We start from the raw sequence: 19,553 nt of genomic DNA, 5'->3' as shown, positions 1-19,553 counted from the left end.
TGGCGGTGGGAGTGGCGCGATGAGCGCGCCGTGTCGACAGCGGGCTGTCAGCCCGCCATCCCCGCGCGGAAGAGCGCGAAACCTTACTGGAACCGCTCCGGCCGCAACGCCGCGAGCGTGTCTGGCGGCAACGTCGGTGTCTGCCCCGACATCAGCTCTGCAACGAGCTTGCCCGCGCCGCAGGCGAGGCCCCAGCCGGCCGGGCCATGCCCGACGTTGACGAACAGGCGCGGATGCAGCGCGTTGCCGATCACCGGCAAGCCGTCCGGCGACAGCAGTTTCACGCCTTCCCACGGCAGCGCCGCCGAAATGCGCGCGGCGCCCGGAATCCAGTCGTGCGTCGCCTGACCGAGCATCGCGAGCGCCTCCTTGGTCAGCGCTTCGCCGAGCGGCTTGTCGATCTGGCTCGCGCTTTGCAGCACCGCACCGCCCGCGATCCGCAGCCGATGGTTCATCCGGCTGATGCCGATGCGCTTGACCGCATCGACGATCGCGACATGCGGCGCGCATTCCTCGTGCGCGATCGGCGCGACCAGCGAATGCAGCCGCAGCGGGTGCAGCGGCAGCTTGAGTCCCGCGCGTTCGAGCAGCGCCAGGCTGCCATAACCGGCCGCGACCACGACCGCGTCGGCCTGGACCACGTCGATTTCGCGCGAGCGGGGCGCGCCGTCGCGCGGCGCGAGTTCGACCGCCGCACGCTGATTTTCGAGCCGGATGCCGGTCACCTCGCAGTTCGGCATGAACTGCACGCCGCCCTGGGCGTCGAGCACCTGTTTGACGAGCTTGGTGAAAAGCGGACAGTTCGCGGTGCGCTCATGCTCGAACAGCACGCCGCCGGCGAATTCAGGATCTGTGGGCACCGCATGCTCGAACGCCGCGCATTCGGCCGGGCTCATCACGTGATGCGGCACTTCGAACTGGCCCAACAGATCGAGCGCAGCGGCGCTCAATTCCCATTCGTGCGCGCTGCGCACGAGGTACAAGAGACCGCTCGCCTGTTCGAATTCGAGGCCGAAGCGGGCTTCCACGTCGGCCATCGCCTCGCGCGACGATTCGATCAGCGGCCGCAACAGCGCGTACTGGCGCGCGAACGCCGCGGGTTCCTGCCATGCTCCGAGCTGCTTGATGAACTGCCGCGCGGCGCCGTTGAAGCCGGTCTTGCTGATCACGCCATTTTTCGCGTTGTAGCGGCTCGCCATGAAGGTCGGGCCGAACCAGACGTCGAGCGGCGTCGGCAGCACGCTGCCGCCTTGTCCGTAGGTGGCGCCTTGCGCGACGGTCGCGTGACGCTCGACGACGCATACCCGATGGCCGGCCGCGCGCAGCTGATAAGCGGTGGCGACGCCCGCTACCCCGCCGCCAATGACGATGACATCCATGTTCTGATTCGATGTGCCGACGGGCGGCTCGCGCGCGTTCCCGCTGGCTGTGACATGCGGCGCGCCGCAGGGTGAAGCCCATGCCGCGTGCGCCGATCTGGTGAAACGCGAATGATAGCAGTCAAAGCACCCGCGCGGCGACGCGACGGGCACTCCAGCGACGCCTCGCGCGCGCAGATGCAGCCCGCCGGCGCGACACCCCGGAGCCCGCTGGAAGCCCGTTCCCGGGGTATAATCTCGGACTTCCTTTCCGCCTCACGTCGCCTGCATGCGCGGCTCCCCGGCATCAATGAGCGACGCAACGTCAAGTCCCATGGCCCACTTCTCGTGTTTCCCCGGCGCTTCGGCCCTTTCCGATTTCCGTCAAACCCGCCTGCTCGAAACGCTCACGCGCATCGACCCGAATATCACCGGCGTGCGCGGGCAGTATCTGCACTTCGTCAATGCCCAGACCGAACTGTCCGCTGAAGACAGCGCGAAGATCGAGGCGCTGATGCACTACGGCGATCCGTTCGAAGCAGGCAAGGAGCGTGGCGCGGTCGAAACCTTCCTCGTGGTGCCGCGCTTCGGCACCGTGTCGCCGTGGGCCAGCAAGGCAACCGACATCGCGCATCATTGCGGTCTCACGCACGTGCGCCGCATCGAGCGCGGCGTCGAATATTCGGTGACGCTGAAAAGCGGCCTGCTCGGCGGCAAGAAGACGCTGTCCGACGAAGCGCGCGCGGCCGTCGCCGCCGCGCTGCACGACCGCATGACGGAGAGCGTCGCGCCGTCGCGCGACCATGCGCTGCATCTGTTCGACGAACTGCCGGCCAGGCCGCTGCAAACGGTCGACGTGCTCGCGAGCGGCCGCACCGCGCTAGAAACCGCCAATGTGGAACTGGGCCTCGCACTCGCCGACGACGAAATCGACTACCTGGTCGACGCATTCACGAAACTCGAGCGCAATCCGACCGACGTCGAACTGATGATGTTCGCGCAGGCCAACAGCGAGCACTGCCGCCACAAGATCTTCAACGCGGACTGGACGATCGACGGCGAGAAGCAGGACATGTCGCTGTTCAACATGATCCGCAACACCGAGAAACTCAACCCGCAGGGCACCATCGTCGCGTATTCGGATAACTCGGCGATCATGGTCGGCGGCATGGCCGAGCGCTGGTTCCCGCGCACGCCGGCCGCGCTCGGCGCGAGCGAATTGCCCGAGCACTATGGCCGCAGCGTCGAGCTCACGCACACGCTGATGAAGGTCGAAACGCACAACCACCCAACGGCGATCTCGCCGTTCCCGGGCGCCGCGACCGGCGCGGGCGGCGAAATCCGCGACGAAGGCGCGACCGGCCGCGGCGCGCGTCCGAAGGCGGGTCTCACGGGCTTCACGGTATCGAACCTCGAATTGCCGGACGGCGTCGAGGCGTGGGAAAACGCGCGCGACTCGGCGCAGCCGCTCGCGCAGCGCAATCCCGCCGACCAGCACGAAGCGTACGGCCGCCCGGACCGTATCGCGTCGCCGCTGCAGATCATGATCGACGGCCCGCTCGGCGGCGCCGCGTTCAACAACGAATTCGGCCGGCCGAACCTCGGCGGCTACTTCCGCACCTACGAGCAGAACGTCGCGGGTCTCGTGCGCGGCTATCACAAGCCGATCATGATCGCGGGCGGCATCGGCAATATCTCCGACCAGCACACGCACAAGCATGATCTGCCGGAAGGCTCGCTGCTGATTCAGATCGGCGGTCCGGGCATGCGCATCGGCATGGGCGGCGGCGCCGCGAGCTCGATGGCGACCGGCACCAACACCGCTGAACTCGACTTCGACTCGGTGCAGCGCGGCAACCCGGAAATCGAGCGGCGCGCGCAGGAAGTGATCAACGCGTGCTGGCAGCTCGGCGACAAGAACCCGATCCTCAGCATTCACGACGTCGGCGCGGGCGGTCTGTCGAACGCATTCCCCGAAGTGGTCGACGGTGCGGGCAAGGGCGCACGGTTCGAACTGCGCAAGATCCAGCTCGAAGAAAGCGGCCTGTCGCCGCGCGAAATCTGGTCGAACGAAGCGCAGGAGCGCTACGTGCTGGCCATTTCGCCGGCCGATCTGCCGGTGTTCGAGGCGATGTGCAAGCGCGAGCGCTGCCCGTTCGCGGTGATCGGCACGGCCACCGCCGAGCGTCAGCTGAAACTGATCGATGCCGAGCAGAACGAAGCCGCGCACCAGCCGGTCGACATGCCGATGGAAGTGCTGCTCGGCAAGCCGCCGCGTATGCACCGCGACGTGAAGCGCGTCGAGCGCAAGCTCGAACCGGTCGACGTGACCGGCCTCGCGCTGCAAGAGGTCGCGCAGAGCGTGCTGCGTCACCCGACGGTTGCGAGCAAGTCGTTCCTGATCACGATCGGCGACCGTTCGGTCGGCGGCACGACCGCACGCGACCAGATGGTCGGCCCGTGGCAGGTGCCGGTGGCCGACGTCGCGATCACGACGATGGACTACGCGGGCTTCAGCGGCGAAGCGATGACGATGGCCGAGCGCACGCCGCTCGCCGTCATCAACGCGCCGGCCTCGGGCCGCATGGCGGTCGGTGAGGCGATCACCAACATCGCGGCGGCGCCGATCGCGTCGCTCGACAAGCTGAAGCTGTCGGCCAACTGGATGGCCGCGTGCGGCGCACCGGGCGAAGACGCGGCGCTCTACGACACGGTCAGGGCGATCGGTATGGAACTGTGCCCGGCGCTCGGTATCGGCATTCCGGTCGGCAAGGATTCGCTGTCGATGCGCACGCGCTGGGAAGACAGCGGCGTAGCGAAGGAAGTGGTCGCGCCCGTGTCGCTGATCATCTCGGCTTTCGCTCCGGTCGAAGACGTCCGCAAGCATCTGACGCCGCAATTGCAGCGCGTGAGCGAAGTCGGCGAGACGGTGCTGATCGCGATCGACCTCGGCCGCGGCAAGCAGCGTCTGGGCGGCAGCATCCTCGCGCAGGTCACGCAGCAGGTCGGCGATACGGTGCCGGACGTCGACGATCCGGAAGATCTGAAGCGCTTCTTCAACGCGATCCAGGCGCTCAATAGCGACGGCAAGCTGCTCGCGTACCACGACCGCTCGGACGGCGGCCTGTGGGCGACGGTCTGCGAAATGGCGTTCGCGGGTCACGCGGGTGTGTCGCTGAACGTCGACATGCTGGTGCTCGACGCGAATCACGAATCCGATTACGGCGACGCGAAGGACTGGGCAAAGCAGACCAGCGGCCGCCGCGAAGACCGCACGCTGCGCGCGCTCTTCAACGAAGAGCTCGGCGCCGTCGTGCAGGTGCGCACGGCCGATCGCGACGCGGTGCTCGCCGCATTGCGCGAACATGGTCTGTCGGCGTGTTCGCACGTGATCGGCAAGACCAACGAGCGCGACGTGATCGAGATCTATCGCGACGCAAAGAAGGTCTACGAAGCGCCGCGCACCGAACTGCATCGCACGTGGAGCGAAGTGAGCTGGCGCATCGCCCGTCTGCGCGACAACCCCGCTTGCGCCGACGCCGAATACGATTCGCTGCTCGATGCGGCCGACCCGGGCATCACGCCGGTGCTGAGCTTCGATCCGGCGGAAGACGTGGCCGCGCCGTTCGTCGGCAAGGGCGCGCGTCCGCGCGTCGCGATCCTGCGCGAGCAGGGCGTGAACTCGCATCTGGAGACAGCCTATGCCTTTGATCGCGCCGGCTTCGATGCTCACGACGTGCACATGAGCGACCTGCTCGCGGGCCGCGCGAACCTCGCCGATTTCGCGGGCGCGGTCGCCTGCGGCGGGTTCTCGTACGGCGACACGCTGGGTGCCGGCGAAGGCTGGGCGAAGACGATCCGCTTCAACGCGCAACTGGCCGACATGTTCGCCGCGTTCTTCGGCCGTGAAGACACGTTCGCGCTCGGCATCTGCAACGGCTGCCAGATGATGAGCAGTCTCGCGTCGATGATCCCCGGCGCCGAAGCGTGGCCGAAGTTCACGCGCAACAAGTCGGAGAAGTTCGAGGCGCGCTTCTCGCTCGTCGAAGTGCAGGCATCGCCGTCGCTGTTTTTTGCGGGCATGGAAGGCTCGCGCATTCCGGTCGCCGTCGCGCACGGCGAAGGTTTTGCGGACTTCTCGCAGCAGGGCGACAAGTCGAAGGTCGCGGTTTCGATGCGCTACGTCGATCACCGTGGTCAGGCCACCGAGCAGTATCCGTTCAACCCGAACGGTTCGCCCGAGGGCATCACGTCGGTCACGACGGCAGACGGCCGCTTCACGGTGCTGATGCCGCACACGGAGCGCGTGCATCGCGCTGTGCAGATGAGCTGGCATCCGCAGGGCTGGGGCGAGATCGGCACGGACGCGAGCCCGTGGCTGCGTGTGTTCCAGAACGCACGTCGCTGGCTCGGTTGATGAGTCGAGGGGGCTGCCGCCTGCGTGCGGCGGCCTCTGTTTGCGGCGGCAGCACGTTGACGCCCCGCAAGTCTCACAGCAACAAAAAAGCCGCCCACGGGCGGCTTTTTTGCGTTCCAGCTTCTTCAGAGCCAGGAGACGGCGGACTGTCCAAAGACGATCCGCCCGCTGACACTCACTGAATCTTCGCGCTCTTGCGCAGATTCTCTTCGAATGCCTGCAGCTTTTCCTGCTGGATCTGCTGCACGATCTGCGCACGCACCTGCTCGAGCGGCGGCGGCGTGACGGCGCGGATGTCATCCACACGGATGATGTGCCAGCCGAATTGCGTATGCACCGGCGTGTCGGTCATCTGGCCTTTCTGCAGATGGGTGGCCGCGTCCGCGAATTCAGGCACGTAGGCCTTCGGGTCCGACCAGTCGAGGTCGCCGCCGTTCTTGCCCGATCCCGGGTCCTTCGAGTACTGCTTGGCGAGATCTTCGAAGCTTGCGCCGGCCTTGATCTTGGCGATCAGGTCCTTCGCCTGCTGCTCGTTGTCGACGAGGATATGGTGCAGGTGATATTCCTTGCCGCCCGCTTCCTTGACGAGCGCGTTGTAGCGCGCGGTGACTTCGGCGTCGGTCGGCTGGTTGTTCTTCACGAAATCTTCGATCAGCGCGCGCAGCACGACGGTTTGCTGTGCGACCGCGATTTGCGCCTTGATGTCCGGACGGTTCGGCAGCCCGCGACGCAGGGCTTCCTGCATCAGAATTTCGCGATTCACGAGCTCTTCGCGCACGGCCTGCTGCAGCTGCGGCGTGTCCTGCTGGCCCTGGTGAACCAGTTGTTGGATCAACGCATCGGCGCGCGACTTCGGAATCGGCGTACCGTTCACGACGGCGATGTTCTGTGCGAATGCAGGTGCGGCCGCGAACGCAGCCAGCAATACCCAGAGGCGGGTTTTCTTCAAGGTCATCGAAAGGTTCCTAGCGGGGCAACAAAGCAAATTCTTCGGGCGTGTACGCCGTGATGGCAAGGGCATGAATGCCGCGCTGCATGGCATCGGCCAGCGCATCATACACCATGCGATGCCTTGCCACGCGGGGCTTGCCGGCAAACGCGACGGCCACGATAGTGACGCTGAAATGACCGCCAGCCGCGGCACCTGCATGGCCCGCGTGCTGCGCGCTGTCGTCGGTGATGCTGATCGACTCGACGGGTGCGAGCGCGGCCGCGAGGCGCGCCTCGATCAGCGCGGCGCGCTCGGCGGTGGTCGCGTGCATGAACAGGTCGCTCATGTCATTCCTCCTTCATGTACTTCGACAGCCACAGGCTCTGTCCGACGATGAACACGAGCAGGCACCCGGTCGCGCCGAACAGCTTGAAATTGACCCACTGATCGGTCGTGTAGTGATACGCGACGAACAGGTTCAGAAGACCGAGCAGCACGAAAAACACCGCCCAGATCAGGTTCAGCTTGCCCCAGATCGCGTGCGGCAGCGTGATCTGCTTGCCCATCATCGCTTCGATCAGATTCTTGTTGAAGCCGAGCTGCGACACGATCAAAGCGACGGAAAACGCCCAGTACAGCACGGTCGGCTTCCATTTGATGAAGGTGTCGTTGTGCAGCACGAGCGTCGCACCACCGAATACCACGACGACGCCGAGGCTCACCCACAGCATCGGGTCGACCTTGCGGTGGCGGAACGCCACCCACGCGATCTGCACCAGCGTGGCGACGATCGCCACTGCCGTCGCCGTGAAAATGCCCCAGATCTTGAAGGCGACGAAGAACAGGATGATCGGGAACAGATCGAACAGGAATTTCATTATCTGGTCGGGAAGTGGGAGAGTGAGTCGAACGGTGAGTCGAACATTGATGCGCGCCCGCCTGGCGCGCAAGGTGCGCGGCGCCCGCCGACGAGCGGGAGTACCGCATTGAAAGGGCGCCGCGCGCGGTTTTGCGCCGCGGCGCCCGAAGCGGGCAAGGCTGCTGCCGCGCCGCGTTACTTGGGCTCGAATTGTAACGCAGCCGAATTGATGCAGTAGCGCAGACCGGTCGGCGCCGGTCCGTCCTCGAACACGTGGCCCAGATGCGCGCCGCAGTTCTTGCACTGCACCTCGATGCGCAGCATGCCGTGCGAGCGGTCGGTCTTCTCGGCGATCACCTCGCCGTTGATCGGCCGGAAATAGCTCGGCCAGCCGCAGCCGGCGTCGAACTTGGTGTCCGATTCGAACAGCGGCGTGCCGCAGCACACGCAGTCGTAGACGCCGCGTTCCCAGTGATCGTTGTAGCGGCCCGTGAACGGGCGCTCGGTGGCCGCGTGGCGGGTCACCTGGTATTCGATGTCGGACAGCTCCTTGCGCCACTCGGCGTCGCTTTTCTGGACGGCTGGGGCGTCATGCTTGAGATCGTCGGGGTTGCTCATGGTCGGGTTCCTGTCTCGGGTTTGTACCGGTGTTTTCTGGCGGGATGGCCGCGGCGATTGAACCGCGCCGGCGCGTCATGACGAACAGCTCACTTCGAGCGAGCTCGCCCAGTCGGGCGGCAGACCCGCATACGTCGCGTATTCGGGCTGCTCGTCGAACGGGCGACGCAGCACGGCCGCGAGCCGTTCCACCTCGGAGAAATCCTTCTCCCTCGCACGCTGGATCGCCGTTTCCGCCAGATGGTTGCGAAGTACGAATTTGGGGTTCACACGGTTCATTGCAATGGCGCGCGCAGCGTCGTCGCGTGACTCAACGGCGAGCCGCGCGCGGTAGTCGTTCGCCCATGCGTCGAAGGCGGCGCGATCGAGGAACAGATCGCGTACCGGCGCATCGCCGCTCGCATCGTGTTTCGACAGGCGCGCGAGATTGCGGAACGTCAGCGTGAAATCGGCGCGGTTCGTGTGCATCGCTTCGAACAGCCGGTTCACGAGCGCGTCGTCGCCGTCGCGCGCCTGTTCGAGGCCGAGCTTCGCGCGCATGCGGTTTTCGAGCGCCGGCGCGAAGCGCTCCTTGAAGCCGGCGAGCACATGCTGCGCTTCTTCGACCGCCTTGTCGGCGCGCACGCTTTCGTCATGCTTTTCGCCGAACAACGGCAGCAATCCCTGCGCGAGGCAAAAGAGGTTCCAGTACGCGATTTGCGGCTGCAGCCGGTAGGCATAACGCCCCTGGGTATCGGAGTGATTGCAGATGTGGCTGGCATCGAAGCCATCCATGAAACCGAACGGGCCGTAGTCGATCGTCAGGCCCAGAATCGACATGTTGTCGGTATTCATCACGCCGTGACAGAAACCGACCGCCTGCCAGTCGACCATCAGATCGGCGGTAGAGCGTACCGCTTCGGCGAGCAGCGCCAGATACGGATCGTCGGCCTCCCTGCAATGCGGATAGAAGCGTTCGATCACATGATCGGCCAGCGCGCGCAACGCGTCGACCCGATCGTTCGCATAGAAGTGCTCGAAGTGTCCGAAGCGCACGAAGCTCGGCGCGACGCGCGTGACCACCGCGGCGGTTTCGATCGTCTCGCGCCGCACCGGCTGGTCGGAGCCTATCACGCACAACGCGCGCGTGGTCGGAATGCCGAGATGATGCATCGCCTCGGAGCACAGATATTCGCGGATCGACGAGCGCAGCACCGCGCGGCCGTCGCCCATGCGCGAATAAGGCGTGCGGCCCGCGCCTTTGAGCTGCAGCTCGTTGCGCTCGCCGTCGTGTTCCAGCTCGCCCAGCGTGAGCGCGCGGCCGTCGCCGAGCTGGCCGGCCCACACGCCGAATTGATGGCCCGAGTACACCGACGCATAAGGCAGTGCGTCGGCCGGCCAGTCGCGCGTCGCATTGCCGCAGAACAGCTCGAGGAAGCCCGGCTCGCGTTCGATGCCCTCGGGCATCCCGAGCCGCGCGGCGGTGTCGGCCGAGAAGCCGACGAGGTAGGGTGCGTCGAGCGGCGCGGCGGGCAGCCGCGTGAAGAAGGTGCCGCCGAGCCGCGCGAACGCGTTGGCTGGGGGAGTGGCGAGTGTGTTGGAAAGATCCGTCAATGCTGCGGATAACCCTGCAAAGCTTGGGGAAAACGACATGTTGAGCGCCTCTGGATTAGCCGATATTGTAAGTCCGCGCCCGCGGCGGTGCTGGGCGGCCGGCTACATCGTTCGGACCATGCTGCGTACGACGCCGCCACGATCGTGCACCTCGCGCTGTTCGGCGCGCTATCCGTTTCACGACCATATATTCGACGAACCCGACCGCAACCCCATCGACACACTAACGAGCCGAGGAGACCCCGCCTTATGACGACGCCGCTGCTGGGCCAGATGATGGACGTGCCGCTCACCGTATCATCGTTGCTCGCGCATGCCGCGCGCCATTTCGGCAGCACCGAGATCGTGTCGCGGCGCATCGAAGGCGACCTGCATCGCTACACCTACCGCGATTGCGAGAAGCGCGCGAAGCAACTCGCGCAGGCGCTCATCGCGCTCGGCGTCGAACCGGGCGACCGGGTCGCGACGCTCGCGTGGAACGGCTACCGGCATCTCGAAGCGTATTACGGCACCACCGGGTTCGGCGCCGTGTGTCACACCATCAATCCGCGCCTTTTCCCCGATCAGATCGCCTACATCATCAATCACGCCGACGATGCGTACGTGCTGTTCGACACGACGTTCGCGGCGCTGGTCGACACGCTCGCGCCGCAGTGCCCGCGCGTGCGCGGCTGGATCGCACTGTGCGATGAAGCGCATCGGCCGCCGATGCAAACGTCGGTGCTGTGCTACGAAACGCTGATGGACGGGCAGGACGGCGTGTTCGACTGGCCCGCGCTCGACGAGCAGCAGGCGTCGTACCTCTGCTATACGTCGGGCACGACTGGCAATCCGAAAGGCGCGCTGTACACGCATCGCTCGACGGTGCTGCATGCGTTCGGCGCGGCGTTGCCCGACTCGATGAGCCTATCGGCGCGCGACTCGGTGCTGCCGATCGTGCCGATGTTCCACGTCAACGCGTGGGGCCTCGCGCATGCGGGGCCGCTGACCGGCGCGAAGCTCGTGTTCCCCGGCAAGGATCTCGACGGCAAGTCGCTGTACGAACTGATGGAGAGCGAACGCGTCACGTGCTCGGCCGGCGTGCCGACCGTGTGGCTCGGTCTGCTGAACCACCTGCGCGAAACCGGAGCGAAGTTTTCGTCGCTCGAGCGCACCGTGATCGGCGGCTCCGCCTGTCCGCCCGCGATGCTGCGGGTGCTCGAGGACGACTACGGCGTGCAGGTGATCCATGCATGGGGCATGACGGAGATGTCGCCGCTCGGTACCTTGTCGAAGCTGAACTGGGAGCAGAGCCAGCGGCCGCTCGCCGAGCAGCGCAAGCTGCTCGAAAAGCAGGGCCATGTGATCTATGGCGTGGACATGAAGATCGTCGGCGAGGATGGCCGCGAGCTGCCGTGGGACGGCGTTGCGTTCGGCGATCTGCACGTGCGCGGGCCGTGGGTCATCGACCGGTATTTCCGCAAGGAAGATTCGCCGCTCATCGACGGCTGGTTTCCGACCGGCGACGTCGCGACGATCGACCCCGACAGCTTCCTGCACATCACCGACCGCTCGAAGGACGTGATCAAGTCGGGCGGCGAATGGATCAGTTCGATCGAACTCGAAAACGTCGCAATCGCGCATCCGGCGGTCGCGGAAGCCGCGTGCATCGCATGCGCGCATCCGAAGTGGACCGAGCGGCCGCTGCTCGTCGTCGTCAAACGCGCGGGGCACGACGTCACGCGCGACGAACTGCTGGCGTTCTACGACGGCAAAGTGGCGAAGTGGTGGATTCCCGACGACGTCGTGTTCGTCGACGAACTGCCGCACACGGCGACCGGCAAGCTGCAGAAGCTCAAGTTGCGCGACCTGTTCCGCGACCACGTGCTGCCGTCCGCGCTCGAAGACAGCCGCGACTGTCCACTGACCACCGAGGCCCAGGGGAAACCCCGTTCGATAATAAATTGAACGTTCGTGCTTTTTCGGTGTATTCTGCGCGCTGACACCCGGACCGTCGCTTGAGAAAGTCTGACAATAGTCAGGCTCGATGAACCGGACAGGCGGCGCATCATGCGCCGCCTCAATGAATGCATGGATCGCACGGAGGCACGCAGATGGCAGTGGACTACACAACTCATGACGGCGTGGCCGTTCTCACGCTGAACAATCCGCCCGTCAATGGGCTCGGTCTGTCGACGCGGGCGGGGATCGTCGAAGGGCTCGATCGCGCGCAGAACGACTCGGCCATCAAGGCCATCGTGCTGACCGGCGCGGGCAAGGCCTTCTCGGGCGGCGCCGACATCACCGAATTCAATACGCCGAAGGCGACCCAGGAGCCGACGCTCGCGACCGTCATCAAGGCCGTCGAAGGCAGCGCGAAGCCGGTCGTCGCGGCGATTCACAGTGTCGCGATGGGCGGCGGCCTCGAGCTTGCGCTCGGCGCGCATTACCGCGTCGCCGCGGCCGGCGCGCAGATCGCGCTGCCCGAAGTGAAGCTCGGCATCCTGCCGGGCGCTGGCGGCACGCAACGTCTGCCGCGCGCGATCGGCCTCGAAGCGTCGCTGAACATGATCGTGTCGGGCGCGCCGGTGCTGTCGGAAAAGCTCGCCGATTCGGGGCTGTTCGACGAACTCGTCGCGAATCCCGCCGAACTGGCCGAAGCCGCGCTCGCGTTCGCGCGCAAGGTCGGCGCCCAAACGGGCCCGCATCCGAAGGTGCGAGACCGCAAGATCGAACATCCGAACGCGCCCGGTTTCATCCAGTTCGCGCGCAATAGCGTCGCGGCCATCGCGAAGAACTTCCCGGCGCCACATAAATGCATCGACGCGGTCGAGGCCGGTGTGAAGGATGGCTTCGACAAGGGCCTCGCATTCGAGCGCGAATGCTTCATCGCGCTCGTGCAGACGCCGGAGAGCCACGCGCTGCGTCACGCGTTCTTCGGCGAGCGCGCGGCGAGCAAGATTCCCGACGTGCCGTCCGATACGCCCGTGCGCGACATCAATCAGGTGGCAGTGATCGGCGCCGGCACGATGGGCGGCGGCATCGCGATGAACTTCCTCAACGCCGGCATTCCGGTCACGCTGCTGGAAACGAAGCAGGAGGCGCTCGACCGCGGTCTCGCGACGATCCGCAAGAACTACGAGGCCACCGTCAAGAAGGGCAAGCTGAAGCCCGAAGTGATGGAGCAGCGTCTCGCGCTGCTGAGCCCGACGCTGTCCTACGACGACCTGAAGCACGCCGACATGATCGTCGAAGCCGTGTTCGAAGAGCTCGGTGTGAAGGAGCAGGTGTTCGGCCGGCTCGATGAAGTCGCGAAGCCGGGCGCGATCCTCGCGTCGAACACGTCGACGCTCGACGTCGACAAGATCGCCGCGTTCACGAAGCGTCCGCAGGATGTGGTCGGCATGCACTTCTTCAGCCCGGCCAACGTGATGAAGCTGCTCGAAGTCGTGCGTGGCAAAGAGACCGCGAAAGACGTGCTCGCCACCGTGATGAAGCTCGCGAAAAAGATCAGGAAGACCGCGGTGGTGTCGGGCGTGTGCGACGGCTTCATCGGCAACCGGATGATCGAGCAGTACCTGCGCCAGGCGCTCTTCATGCTCGAAGAGGGCGCATTGCCCGCGCAAGTCGACAAGGCCATCGAGAAATTCGGCTTCGCGATGGGCCCGTTCCGCATGAGCGACCTCGCCGGCAACGACATCGGCTGGGCGATCCGCAAGCGCCGCTACGTCGAGCATCCCGACATGCACTACTCGAAGATCGCCGATCGTCTGTGCGAGATGGGACGCTTCGGCCAGAAGACCGGCGGCGGCTGGTACGACTACAAGACGGGCGATCGCACCGCGTATCCGTCCGGCGTGGTCAACGAAATGATCGTCGAGTACTCGAAGGAAACCCACTGCGAGCGCCGCAAGATCAGCGACGAGGAAATCGTCGAGCGTCTGGTGTTCGCGCTCGTCAACGAAGGCGCGAAGATTCTCGAGGAAGGCATCGCGTCGAAGGCGTCGGATATCGACATGGTCTATCTGACCGGCTACGGCTTCCCGCTCTATCGCGGCGGCCCGATGCTGTACGCGGACACGGTCGGGCTCTACAACGTCGAGCGCGCGATTCGCCGCTACGCGGCGCGGCCGAACGGCGACGCGTGGAAGCTCGCGCCGAGCATCGCGAAGCTGGCGGCCGAAGGTCGCGGCTTCAACGACTGAGCGCGGCTGACTTCAGCACACGAATTGAGCGCAGCGGGTGACGCCCGCAGCGCTCGCATCAAACGACAGAGGCGGCGCGGTGATGCGCTTTTGAACGCACGGCGGTGAGCCGGCGCGCCACTTCGACATTGCAATTGGAGACACCCATGACTGACGCCGTAATCGTATCTACCGCCCGCACGGGCCTCGCCAAATCGTGGCGCGGCGGTTTCAACATGACGCACGGCGCGACGCTCGGCGGTCACGTGACGCAGGCCGCGGTCGAGCGCGCGAAGCTCGATCCGGCGCGCGTCGAGGACGTGATCATGGGGTGCGCGAATCCGGAAGGCGCGACGGGCGGCAATATCGCGCGTCAGATCGCGTTGCGTGCGGGCCTGCCGGTCAGCGTGCCGGGCATGACCGTGAACCGTTTCTGCTCGTCGGGATTGCAGACGATCGCGCTCGCGTCGCAACGCGTGATTGCCGGTGAGGGCGACGTATACGTCGCGGGCGGCGTCGAGTCGATCTCGTGCGTGCAGAACGAAATGAACCACCACATGATGACCGACGGCTGGCTCACCGAGCATAAGCCGGAAATCTACTGGTCGATGCTGCAGACCGCCGAGACCGTCGCGAAGCGCTACTCGATCTCGAAGGAGCGCCAGGACGAATACGGCGTGCGCTCGCAGCAGCGCGCGGCGGCCGCGCTCGAAACCGGCAGGTTCAACGACGAGATCGTGCCGCTGACGGTGCTCGCCGGTGTCGCCGACAAGGCGAGCGGCCGTCTCTACACGAAGGAAGTGACCGTCAGCGGCGACGAAGGGATTCGCGCCGACACGACGCTCGAAGGCGTGTCGAAGATTCGCACCGCGCTGCCGGGCGGCGTGATCACCGCGGGCAATGCGAGCCAGTTCTCGGACGGCGCATCGGCTTGCGTCGTGATGAACGCGACGCTGGCCGAACGCGAAGGTCTGCAGCCGCTCGGCATTTTCCGCGGCTTTGCGGTGGCTGGCTGCGAGCCGGATGAAATGGGCATCGGCCCGGTGTTCGCGGTGCCGAAGCTGTTGCAGAAGGCCGGCCTCAAGGTCGACGACATCGGCCTGTGGGAGCTGAACGAAGCCTTCGCGGTGCAGGTGCTCTATTGCGCGGACAAGCTCGGTATTCCGCACGACCGCCTGAACGTGAACGGCGGCGCGATCGCGGTGGGCCATCCGTATGGCGTGTCGGGTGCGCGGCTCGTCGGCCATGCGCTGATCGAGGGCAAGCGGCGCGGCGTGAAGTTCGTCGTCGTGACGATGTGCATAGGCGGCGGGCAAGGCGCGGCGGGTCTGTTCGAGATCGCGTAACTCGGGCGCGAGCGCGGCTCAAGAAGACGGGCGGCGTGGGTTCGACGCTTTTATCCCGCCGCCATCGTGCCTACTGCGACGCCATACCCGGCAGCGTCAACATGCCCTGATCGGTGAAGCGTGTCGTGCCGGTCAGGCCGCCCGCGAGCTTGCCTTGCAGCCGGTATGGAACCTGCCCGGACTGCGCGATGCCCGCAAGCCCGAGCGCCTGGCGAACCGCGGCAAACGCGGGCACGGTCAGCGGCACGCTGACGACGGTTTCGCCGAAGCGCGGCACGGTGCCGCTCTGATCGCTGACACCGCTCGCGAACGGCTTGCCGTTCAGTTCGAGATCGACCGCGATGCCGTTGAAGCTCACCGCGGAGTCGTTCGGGTTCTGCACGCGCAGCTTCAGATTGAAGCGCATCTCGAGGCCTTCGCCGGCCAGCGGCTCGATGCCGGCGACGTTGACGCGCAACGCATCGCCGCCGAGCAGGCCGGCGCATGCGCCAAGCGTCAGCGTGATCGCGCAGACGAGGTGGAAACAGCGTACGAAGGTAGCGAGACGGCCGAAAAGCCGCGGGCGTGGGAAGGACATGACCGGCACCTCGAAGCAGGAAGCGGTTGGTCACGCATTCTAACTGGCGGCGAGGCGTCGATTCTCGTGATCGGGTCGGAGTTTCAGGTAGTACGCCGCCACGATCTCGCGACGGCACCAGCGAGTCGCCGGACGGCTCGACGGACGAGTTCGCGACGGTCCGCCGCATCGCCGGGCGAAGCTTGCGCGATCAGCACAGCCGCGCCCGCGCGCGACGCGTGCGACGCGCGGATCGACATGGCCGTGCTCGCCGGGTTTCTGGGGACGGGCGCTTACGCGCGGCATTTGCGGCGCTTGCGCGAGAGTCTGCGGCTGCAGCGCGAGCGCATGGCGGCGGGGATCGCCGCGGCGTTTCCCGATGGCACACGCTTCACGCCGCCGCGCGGCGGCATGTTCTTTTGGGTGGAGTTGCCGCACGGGTTGTCGTCGGCCGCATTTTTCGAGGCGGCGTTGGACGATGGCATCCGCATCATGCCTGGGACCGTTTTTTCGAACACCGGGCGCTTCGATCGTTTCATTCGCCTGAGTTGCCCGAGCGCGGACCTCGATCTGCTCGATGAAGCGGTGCGCCGATTGGGGCGCTTGGCGACGCGCATGCTGCAGCGGAATGAGGCGGATGGAGCCACGCGATAGCCGGTAGAATTTCCCATTTAGCGTTAATGCGTACACCTCGCGGAGTACCGGCACGCGGCGAACCGATTTCCGGGCTTGCCGGCCACGAACTCCACACACCGCCATGACCGACCCAACCACTTCCGCCACAACAGGCAACCCATCGTTGCCGGAAAGCCCCTTCATCGACCGTCTCGGCGCGCAGCTGCTGCGCGCCGCCGATGGCGTCAGCGAAGTCGTGCTGCCGTTGCAACCCGATCACATGAACACATGGGACGTCGCGCACGGCGGCGTCACGATGACGCTCGCCGACGTCGCGCTCGCGATGGCCGCGCGCAGTCTCGCGGGCGACGGCGTCGGCGTCGTCACCGTCGAGATGAAGGTCAACTTCATGCAGCCGGGGCGCGGCGAGTTGCGCGCGACCGGCCGCGTGCTGCATCGCTCGACCACGATGGCCTATTGCGAAGGCGAGATCCGCGACAGCGAAGGTCACTTCGTCGCCAAGGCGCTCGGCACCTTCAAGTACATGCGCCGCCTCGCGGTGGGCCGCGACGTCAGGCGTCAGCGTCTGCGCAGCGATCCGGCGGCCAAGCCCGGTCCGAGCGACTGAGCCCCCTGATCGCAGTCAAGTTCAGACCTGGATTCGACACATGCCGGTCACCCGCCAACAACCCAAGGAGACGACTTCATGGCCCAGATCAACCGCCAGGTGCTGCTGGTTTCGCGTCCGCAAGGCGAAGCCACGCCCGCTAATTTCAAGCTCGTCGAAACGCCGCTCGCGCCGCTCGCCGACGGCCAAGTACGAGTGCGCAACCACTATCTGTCGCTCGATCCGTACATGCGCGGACGCATGAACGACAGCAAGTCGTACGCGCCGCCGCAGCCGCTGAACGAGGTGATGATCGGCGGCACGGTGGGCGAGGTCGTCGAGACGAGGAATCCGAAGTTCGCGGTCGGCGACAAGGTCGTCGCGATGTTCGGCTGGCAGGAGTACGGCACCTCGAACGGCGCGGGCATGCAGAAGGTCGACGACACGCATGTGCCGCTCTCCGCGTATCTCGGCCCGGTCGGCATGCCGGGCGTCACCGCGTGGTACGGGCTGAACCGCATCATCGCGCCGAAAGCGGGCGAGACCATAGTCGTCAGCGCGGCGAGCGGCGCGGTGGGCAGCGTGGTCGGCCAGCTCGCGAAGGTGGCTGGCGCGCGCGCGGTCGGCATCGCGGGCGGCGCGGACAAGTGCCGCTACGTGGTCGACACGCTCGGCTTCGACGCCTGCGTCGACTACAAGGCCGGCAACCTGTACCAGGACCTGAAGGCCGCGACGCCCGACGGGGTCGACGGCTGCTTCGAGAACGTCGGCGGCGAGGGGCTCGACGCGACGCTCGCGCGCATGAACCCGTTCGGGCGCATCGCGCTGTGCGGCTTCATCGCCGGCTATGACGGCCAGCCGCTGCCGCTCAAGCATCCGTCGCTGATGCTGACGCAGCGGCTGCTCGTGCAGGGCTTCATCGTCAGCGAGCACATGGACGTGTGGCCGGAGGCGCTCAAGCAGCTCGGCACGCTCGTCGCGCAGAAGAAGCTGCACTATCGCGAGACGATCGCGCAAGGGCTCGAAACCGCGCCCGAGGCATTCATCGGCTTGCTCAAGGGCCGCAACTTCGGCAAGCAACTGGTCAAGCTGATCTGAGCACGACGTCGTCACGCATCGGCCAGCCGCCACTCAAACAGGGAGTCACAGGATGTTCGAATTCGCAGGCAAGGTGGCGGTGATCACCGGCGCGGGCAGCGGCTTCGGCCGCGCGTTCGCGCACAAGGGCGCGGCGCTCGGCATGAAGCTCGTGCTCGCCGACGTCAACGCCGGGCAGCTCGCGCAGACCGTCGACGCATTGCGCGAAGCCGGCGCCGAAGCGATCGCCGTACCGACCGACGTATCGAGCGCCGCGCAGGTCGAGGCGCTCGCGCAAGCCGCGCTCGCCGCGTTCGGCAAGGTCCACCTGCTGTTCAACAACGCGGGCGTCGGCACCGGCGGCTTCCTGTGGGAAAGCTCGGCCAACGACTGGTCGTGGGTGTTCGGCGTCAACGTGATGGGCGTCGCGCACGGCGTGCGTGTGTTCGCGCCGATCATGCTGGCGCAGAACGAGCCCGCGCATATCGTCAATACGGCGTCGGTGGCGGGGCTGCTCGCGCCGCCGGGGATGGGCATCTACAACGCGTCCAAGCATGCGGTGGTGGCGCTGACCGAGACGCTGTATCACGACCTGAAGCTCGCGCAGGCCGGCACGGACGGCGAGGTCGGCTGTTCGCTGCTGTGTCCCGCCTTCGTGCCGACCGGCATCGCCCAGGCCGAGCGCGCGCGTCCGGACGAACTGCGCAACGCGAGCCGGCCGACGCGCTCGCAAATCGCTGCGGCCAGGCAGTTGCAGCGCGCGGTGCAGTCGGGCAAGCTCAGCGTCGACGATGTCGCCGACATTGCGTTCGAGGCGATCGCCGCGCGCCGTTTCTACATCATCACGCACCCGGGCATCATGGCGACCGTCAAGCTGCGTCACGAGGACATCGAGCAGTTGCGCGAGCCGTCCGATCCGATGTCGCTGAAACCCGAAGTGAAGAACGCGGAGTAGCGGCCGGCTGCGTGGCCGCTCTGCCGGGTCCTGACAACAATTGGCGCACTGCGCGTCGCGCTGCGCTGTGCGCATCACGTTGCTGAAACCATGCCGCTGAATCCAACGATCGAGCAGGTGCTCGACATGATCGCGCGGGCCAAACGCCCGCAATATCACCAGATGAGCGCGCAAGCGGCGCGCGCGTCGTACGAGAAAAGCGCGCCGATCCTCGAGATCCCGAGCGCGCCGATGTACTCCGTCGAAGACCTGCGGGTGCCGACGCGCGATGGCGCGACGATCCGCGCGCGCCTGTACTTCCCGGTCGAGCCGAACTGGGCCGAGCCGCTGCCGGCGTTCGTGTACTACCACGGCGGCGGCTTCACGGTCGGCAGCGTCGACACGCACGATGCGCTGTGCCGGATGTTCGCGCGCGACGGCCAGTGCGCGGTGCTGTCGGTCGATTACCGGCTCGCGCC

General features: G+C 66.2%; 15 protein-coding genes and 1 pseudogene. 9 read left to right on the top strand and 7 right to left on the bottom strand.

The annotated features are described in order from the left end of the window. Positions 1–83: 83 nt before the first annotated feature. Positions 84–1,379: an FAD-dependent oxidoreductase gene (locus AB3X89_RS26480; RefSeq protein WP_368585930.1), complete on the bottom strand. Its 1,296-nt coding sequence runs from the start codon at positions 1,377–1,379 to the stop codon at positions 84–86. 313 nt (positions 1,380–1,692) lie between these two features. On the opposite strand from AB3X89_RS26480, the gene purL reads away from it, so the two are divergent. After that, positions 1,693–5,775 carry a phosphoribosylformylglycinamidine synthase gene (gene purL, locus AB3X89_RS26475; protein ID WP_368585929.1) on the top strand — a complete coding sequence of 1,361 codons (4,083 nt, stop codon included), beginning with the start codon at positions 1,693–1,695 and terminating at the stop codon, positions 5,773–5,775. A 175-nt stretch (positions 5,776–5,950) separates the two neighbouring features. Here purL and AB3X89_RS26470 read toward each other — a convergent pair whose 3' ends face one another. From AB3X89_RS26470 to AB3X89_RS26450, 5 genes are all read right to left on the bottom strand, one after another. Further along, positions 5,951–6,730 (bottom strand): peptidylprolyl isomerase, encoded by a 780-nt coding sequence (locus AB3X89_RS26470; RefSeq protein WP_368585928.1) that lies wholly within the window; start codon positions 6,728–6,730, stop codon positions 5,951–5,953. A 10-nt stretch (positions 6,731–6,740) separates the two neighbouring features. Next, on the bottom strand, positions 6,741–7,052 hold the full coding sequence (locus AB3X89_RS26465; protein ID WP_368585927.1) for a BolA family protein: 312 nt from the start codon (positions 7,050–7,052) through the stop codon (positions 6,741–6,743). A 1-nt stretch (position 7,053) separates the two neighbouring features. Further along, on the bottom strand, positions 7,054–7,584 hold the full coding sequence (locus AB3X89_RS26460; protein WP_085481354.1) for a septation protein A: 531 nt from the start codon (positions 7,582–7,584) through the stop codon (positions 7,054–7,056). 176 nt (positions 7,585–7,760) lie between these two features. Beyond that, the gene (gene msrB / locus AB3X89_RS26455) at positions 7,761–8,183 is read right to left on the bottom strand and encodes a peptide-methionine (R)-S-oxide reductase MsrB (RefSeq protein ID WP_013089415.1); all 423 of its coding nucleotides are present in this window, start codon (positions 8,181–8,183) and stop codon (positions 7,761–7,763) included. Between the two features lie 75 nt (positions 8,184–8,258). Further along, entirely contained in the window at positions 8,259–9,815 is a 1,557-nt protein-coding gene (locus AB3X89_RS26450; protein WP_368585926.1) for a YdiU family protein, read from the bottom strand. Positions 9,816–10,025: 210 nt separating this feature from the next. On the opposite strand from AB3X89_RS26450, the gene AB3X89_RS26445 reads away from it, so the two are divergent. The 3 genes from AB3X89_RS26445 to AB3X89_RS26435 all read left to right on the top strand — a co-directional run bounded on the left by AB3X89_RS26445 (position 10,026) and on the right by AB3X89_RS26435 (position 15,285). Next, on the top strand, positions 10,026–11,723 hold the full coding sequence (locus tag AB3X89_RS26445; protein ID WP_368585925.1) for a 3-(methylthio)propionyl-CoA ligase: 1,698 nt from the start codon (positions 10,026–10,028) through the stop codon (positions 11,721–11,723). Between the two features lie 146 nt (positions 11,724–11,869). Continuing rightward, on the top strand, positions 11,870–13,960 hold the full coding sequence (locus tag AB3X89_RS26440; RefSeq protein ID WP_368585924.1) for a 3-hydroxyacyl-CoA dehydrogenase NAD-binding domain-containing protein: 2,091 nt from the start codon (positions 11,870–11,872) through the stop codon (positions 13,958–13,960). Between the two features lie 146 nt (positions 13,961–14,106). Continuing rightward, on the top strand, positions 14,107–15,285 hold the full coding sequence (locus AB3X89_RS26435; protein WP_368585923.1) for an acetyl-CoA C-acyltransferase: 1,179 nt from the start codon (positions 14,107–14,109) through the stop codon (positions 15,283–15,285). A 70-nt stretch (positions 15,286–15,355) separates the two neighbouring features. Here AB3X89_RS26435 and AB3X89_RS26430 read toward each other — a convergent pair whose 3' ends face one another. Continuing rightward, on the bottom strand, positions 15,356–15,862 hold the full coding sequence (locus tag AB3X89_RS26430; RefSeq protein WP_368585922.1) for an LEA type 2 family protein: 507 nt from the start codon (positions 15,860–15,862) through the stop codon (positions 15,356–15,358). Between the two features lie 243 nt (positions 15,863–16,105). Between AB3X89_RS26430 and AB3X89_RS26425 the strand changes: the two are divergent. From AB3X89_RS26425 to AB3X89_RS26405, 5 genes and pseudogenes are all read left to right on the top strand, one after another. Next, positions 16,106–16,495 (top strand): annotated as a pseudogene (locus tag AB3X89_RS26425) (aminotransferase class I/II-fold pyridoxal phosphate-dependent enzyme); the annotation flags it as partial. A 103-nt stretch (positions 16,496–16,598) separates the two neighbouring features. Beyond that, a complete protein-coding gene (locus tag AB3X89_RS26420; RefSeq protein ID WP_013089423.1) occupies positions 16,599–17,084 on the top strand; it encodes a PaaI family thioesterase in 486 nt (161 codons plus the stop codon). Between the two features lie 78 nt (positions 17,085–17,162). Continuing rightward, on the top strand, positions 17,163–18,161 hold the full coding sequence (locus tag AB3X89_RS26415) for an NADP-dependent oxidoreductase (RefSeq protein WP_368585921.1): 999 nt from the start codon (positions 17,163–17,165) through the stop codon (positions 18,159–18,161). 52 nt (positions 18,162–18,213) lie between these two features. Further along, positions 18,214–19,095: an SDR family oxidoreductase gene (locus tag AB3X89_RS26410; protein ID WP_368585920.1), complete on the top strand. Its 882-nt coding sequence runs from the start codon at positions 18,214–18,216 to the stop codon at positions 19,093–19,095. A gap of 90 nt (positions 19,096–19,185) precedes the next feature. Next, the coding region (locus AB3X89_RS26405) for an alpha/beta hydrolase fold domain-containing protein (protein ID WP_368585919.1) at positions 19,186–19,553 on the top strand (368 nt) is incomplete at its 3' end.

Origin of the sequence: Paraburkholderia sp. BR14320 (genome assembly GCF_040948665.1) — a bacterium.
GTDB lineage: Bacteria > Pseudomonadota > Gammaproteobacteria > Burkholderiales > Burkholderiaceae > Paraburkholderia > Paraburkholderia youngii.
Note: the sequence above shows the minus strand (reverse complement) of the source record. Positions and strands in the feature narration are given on the sequence as shown.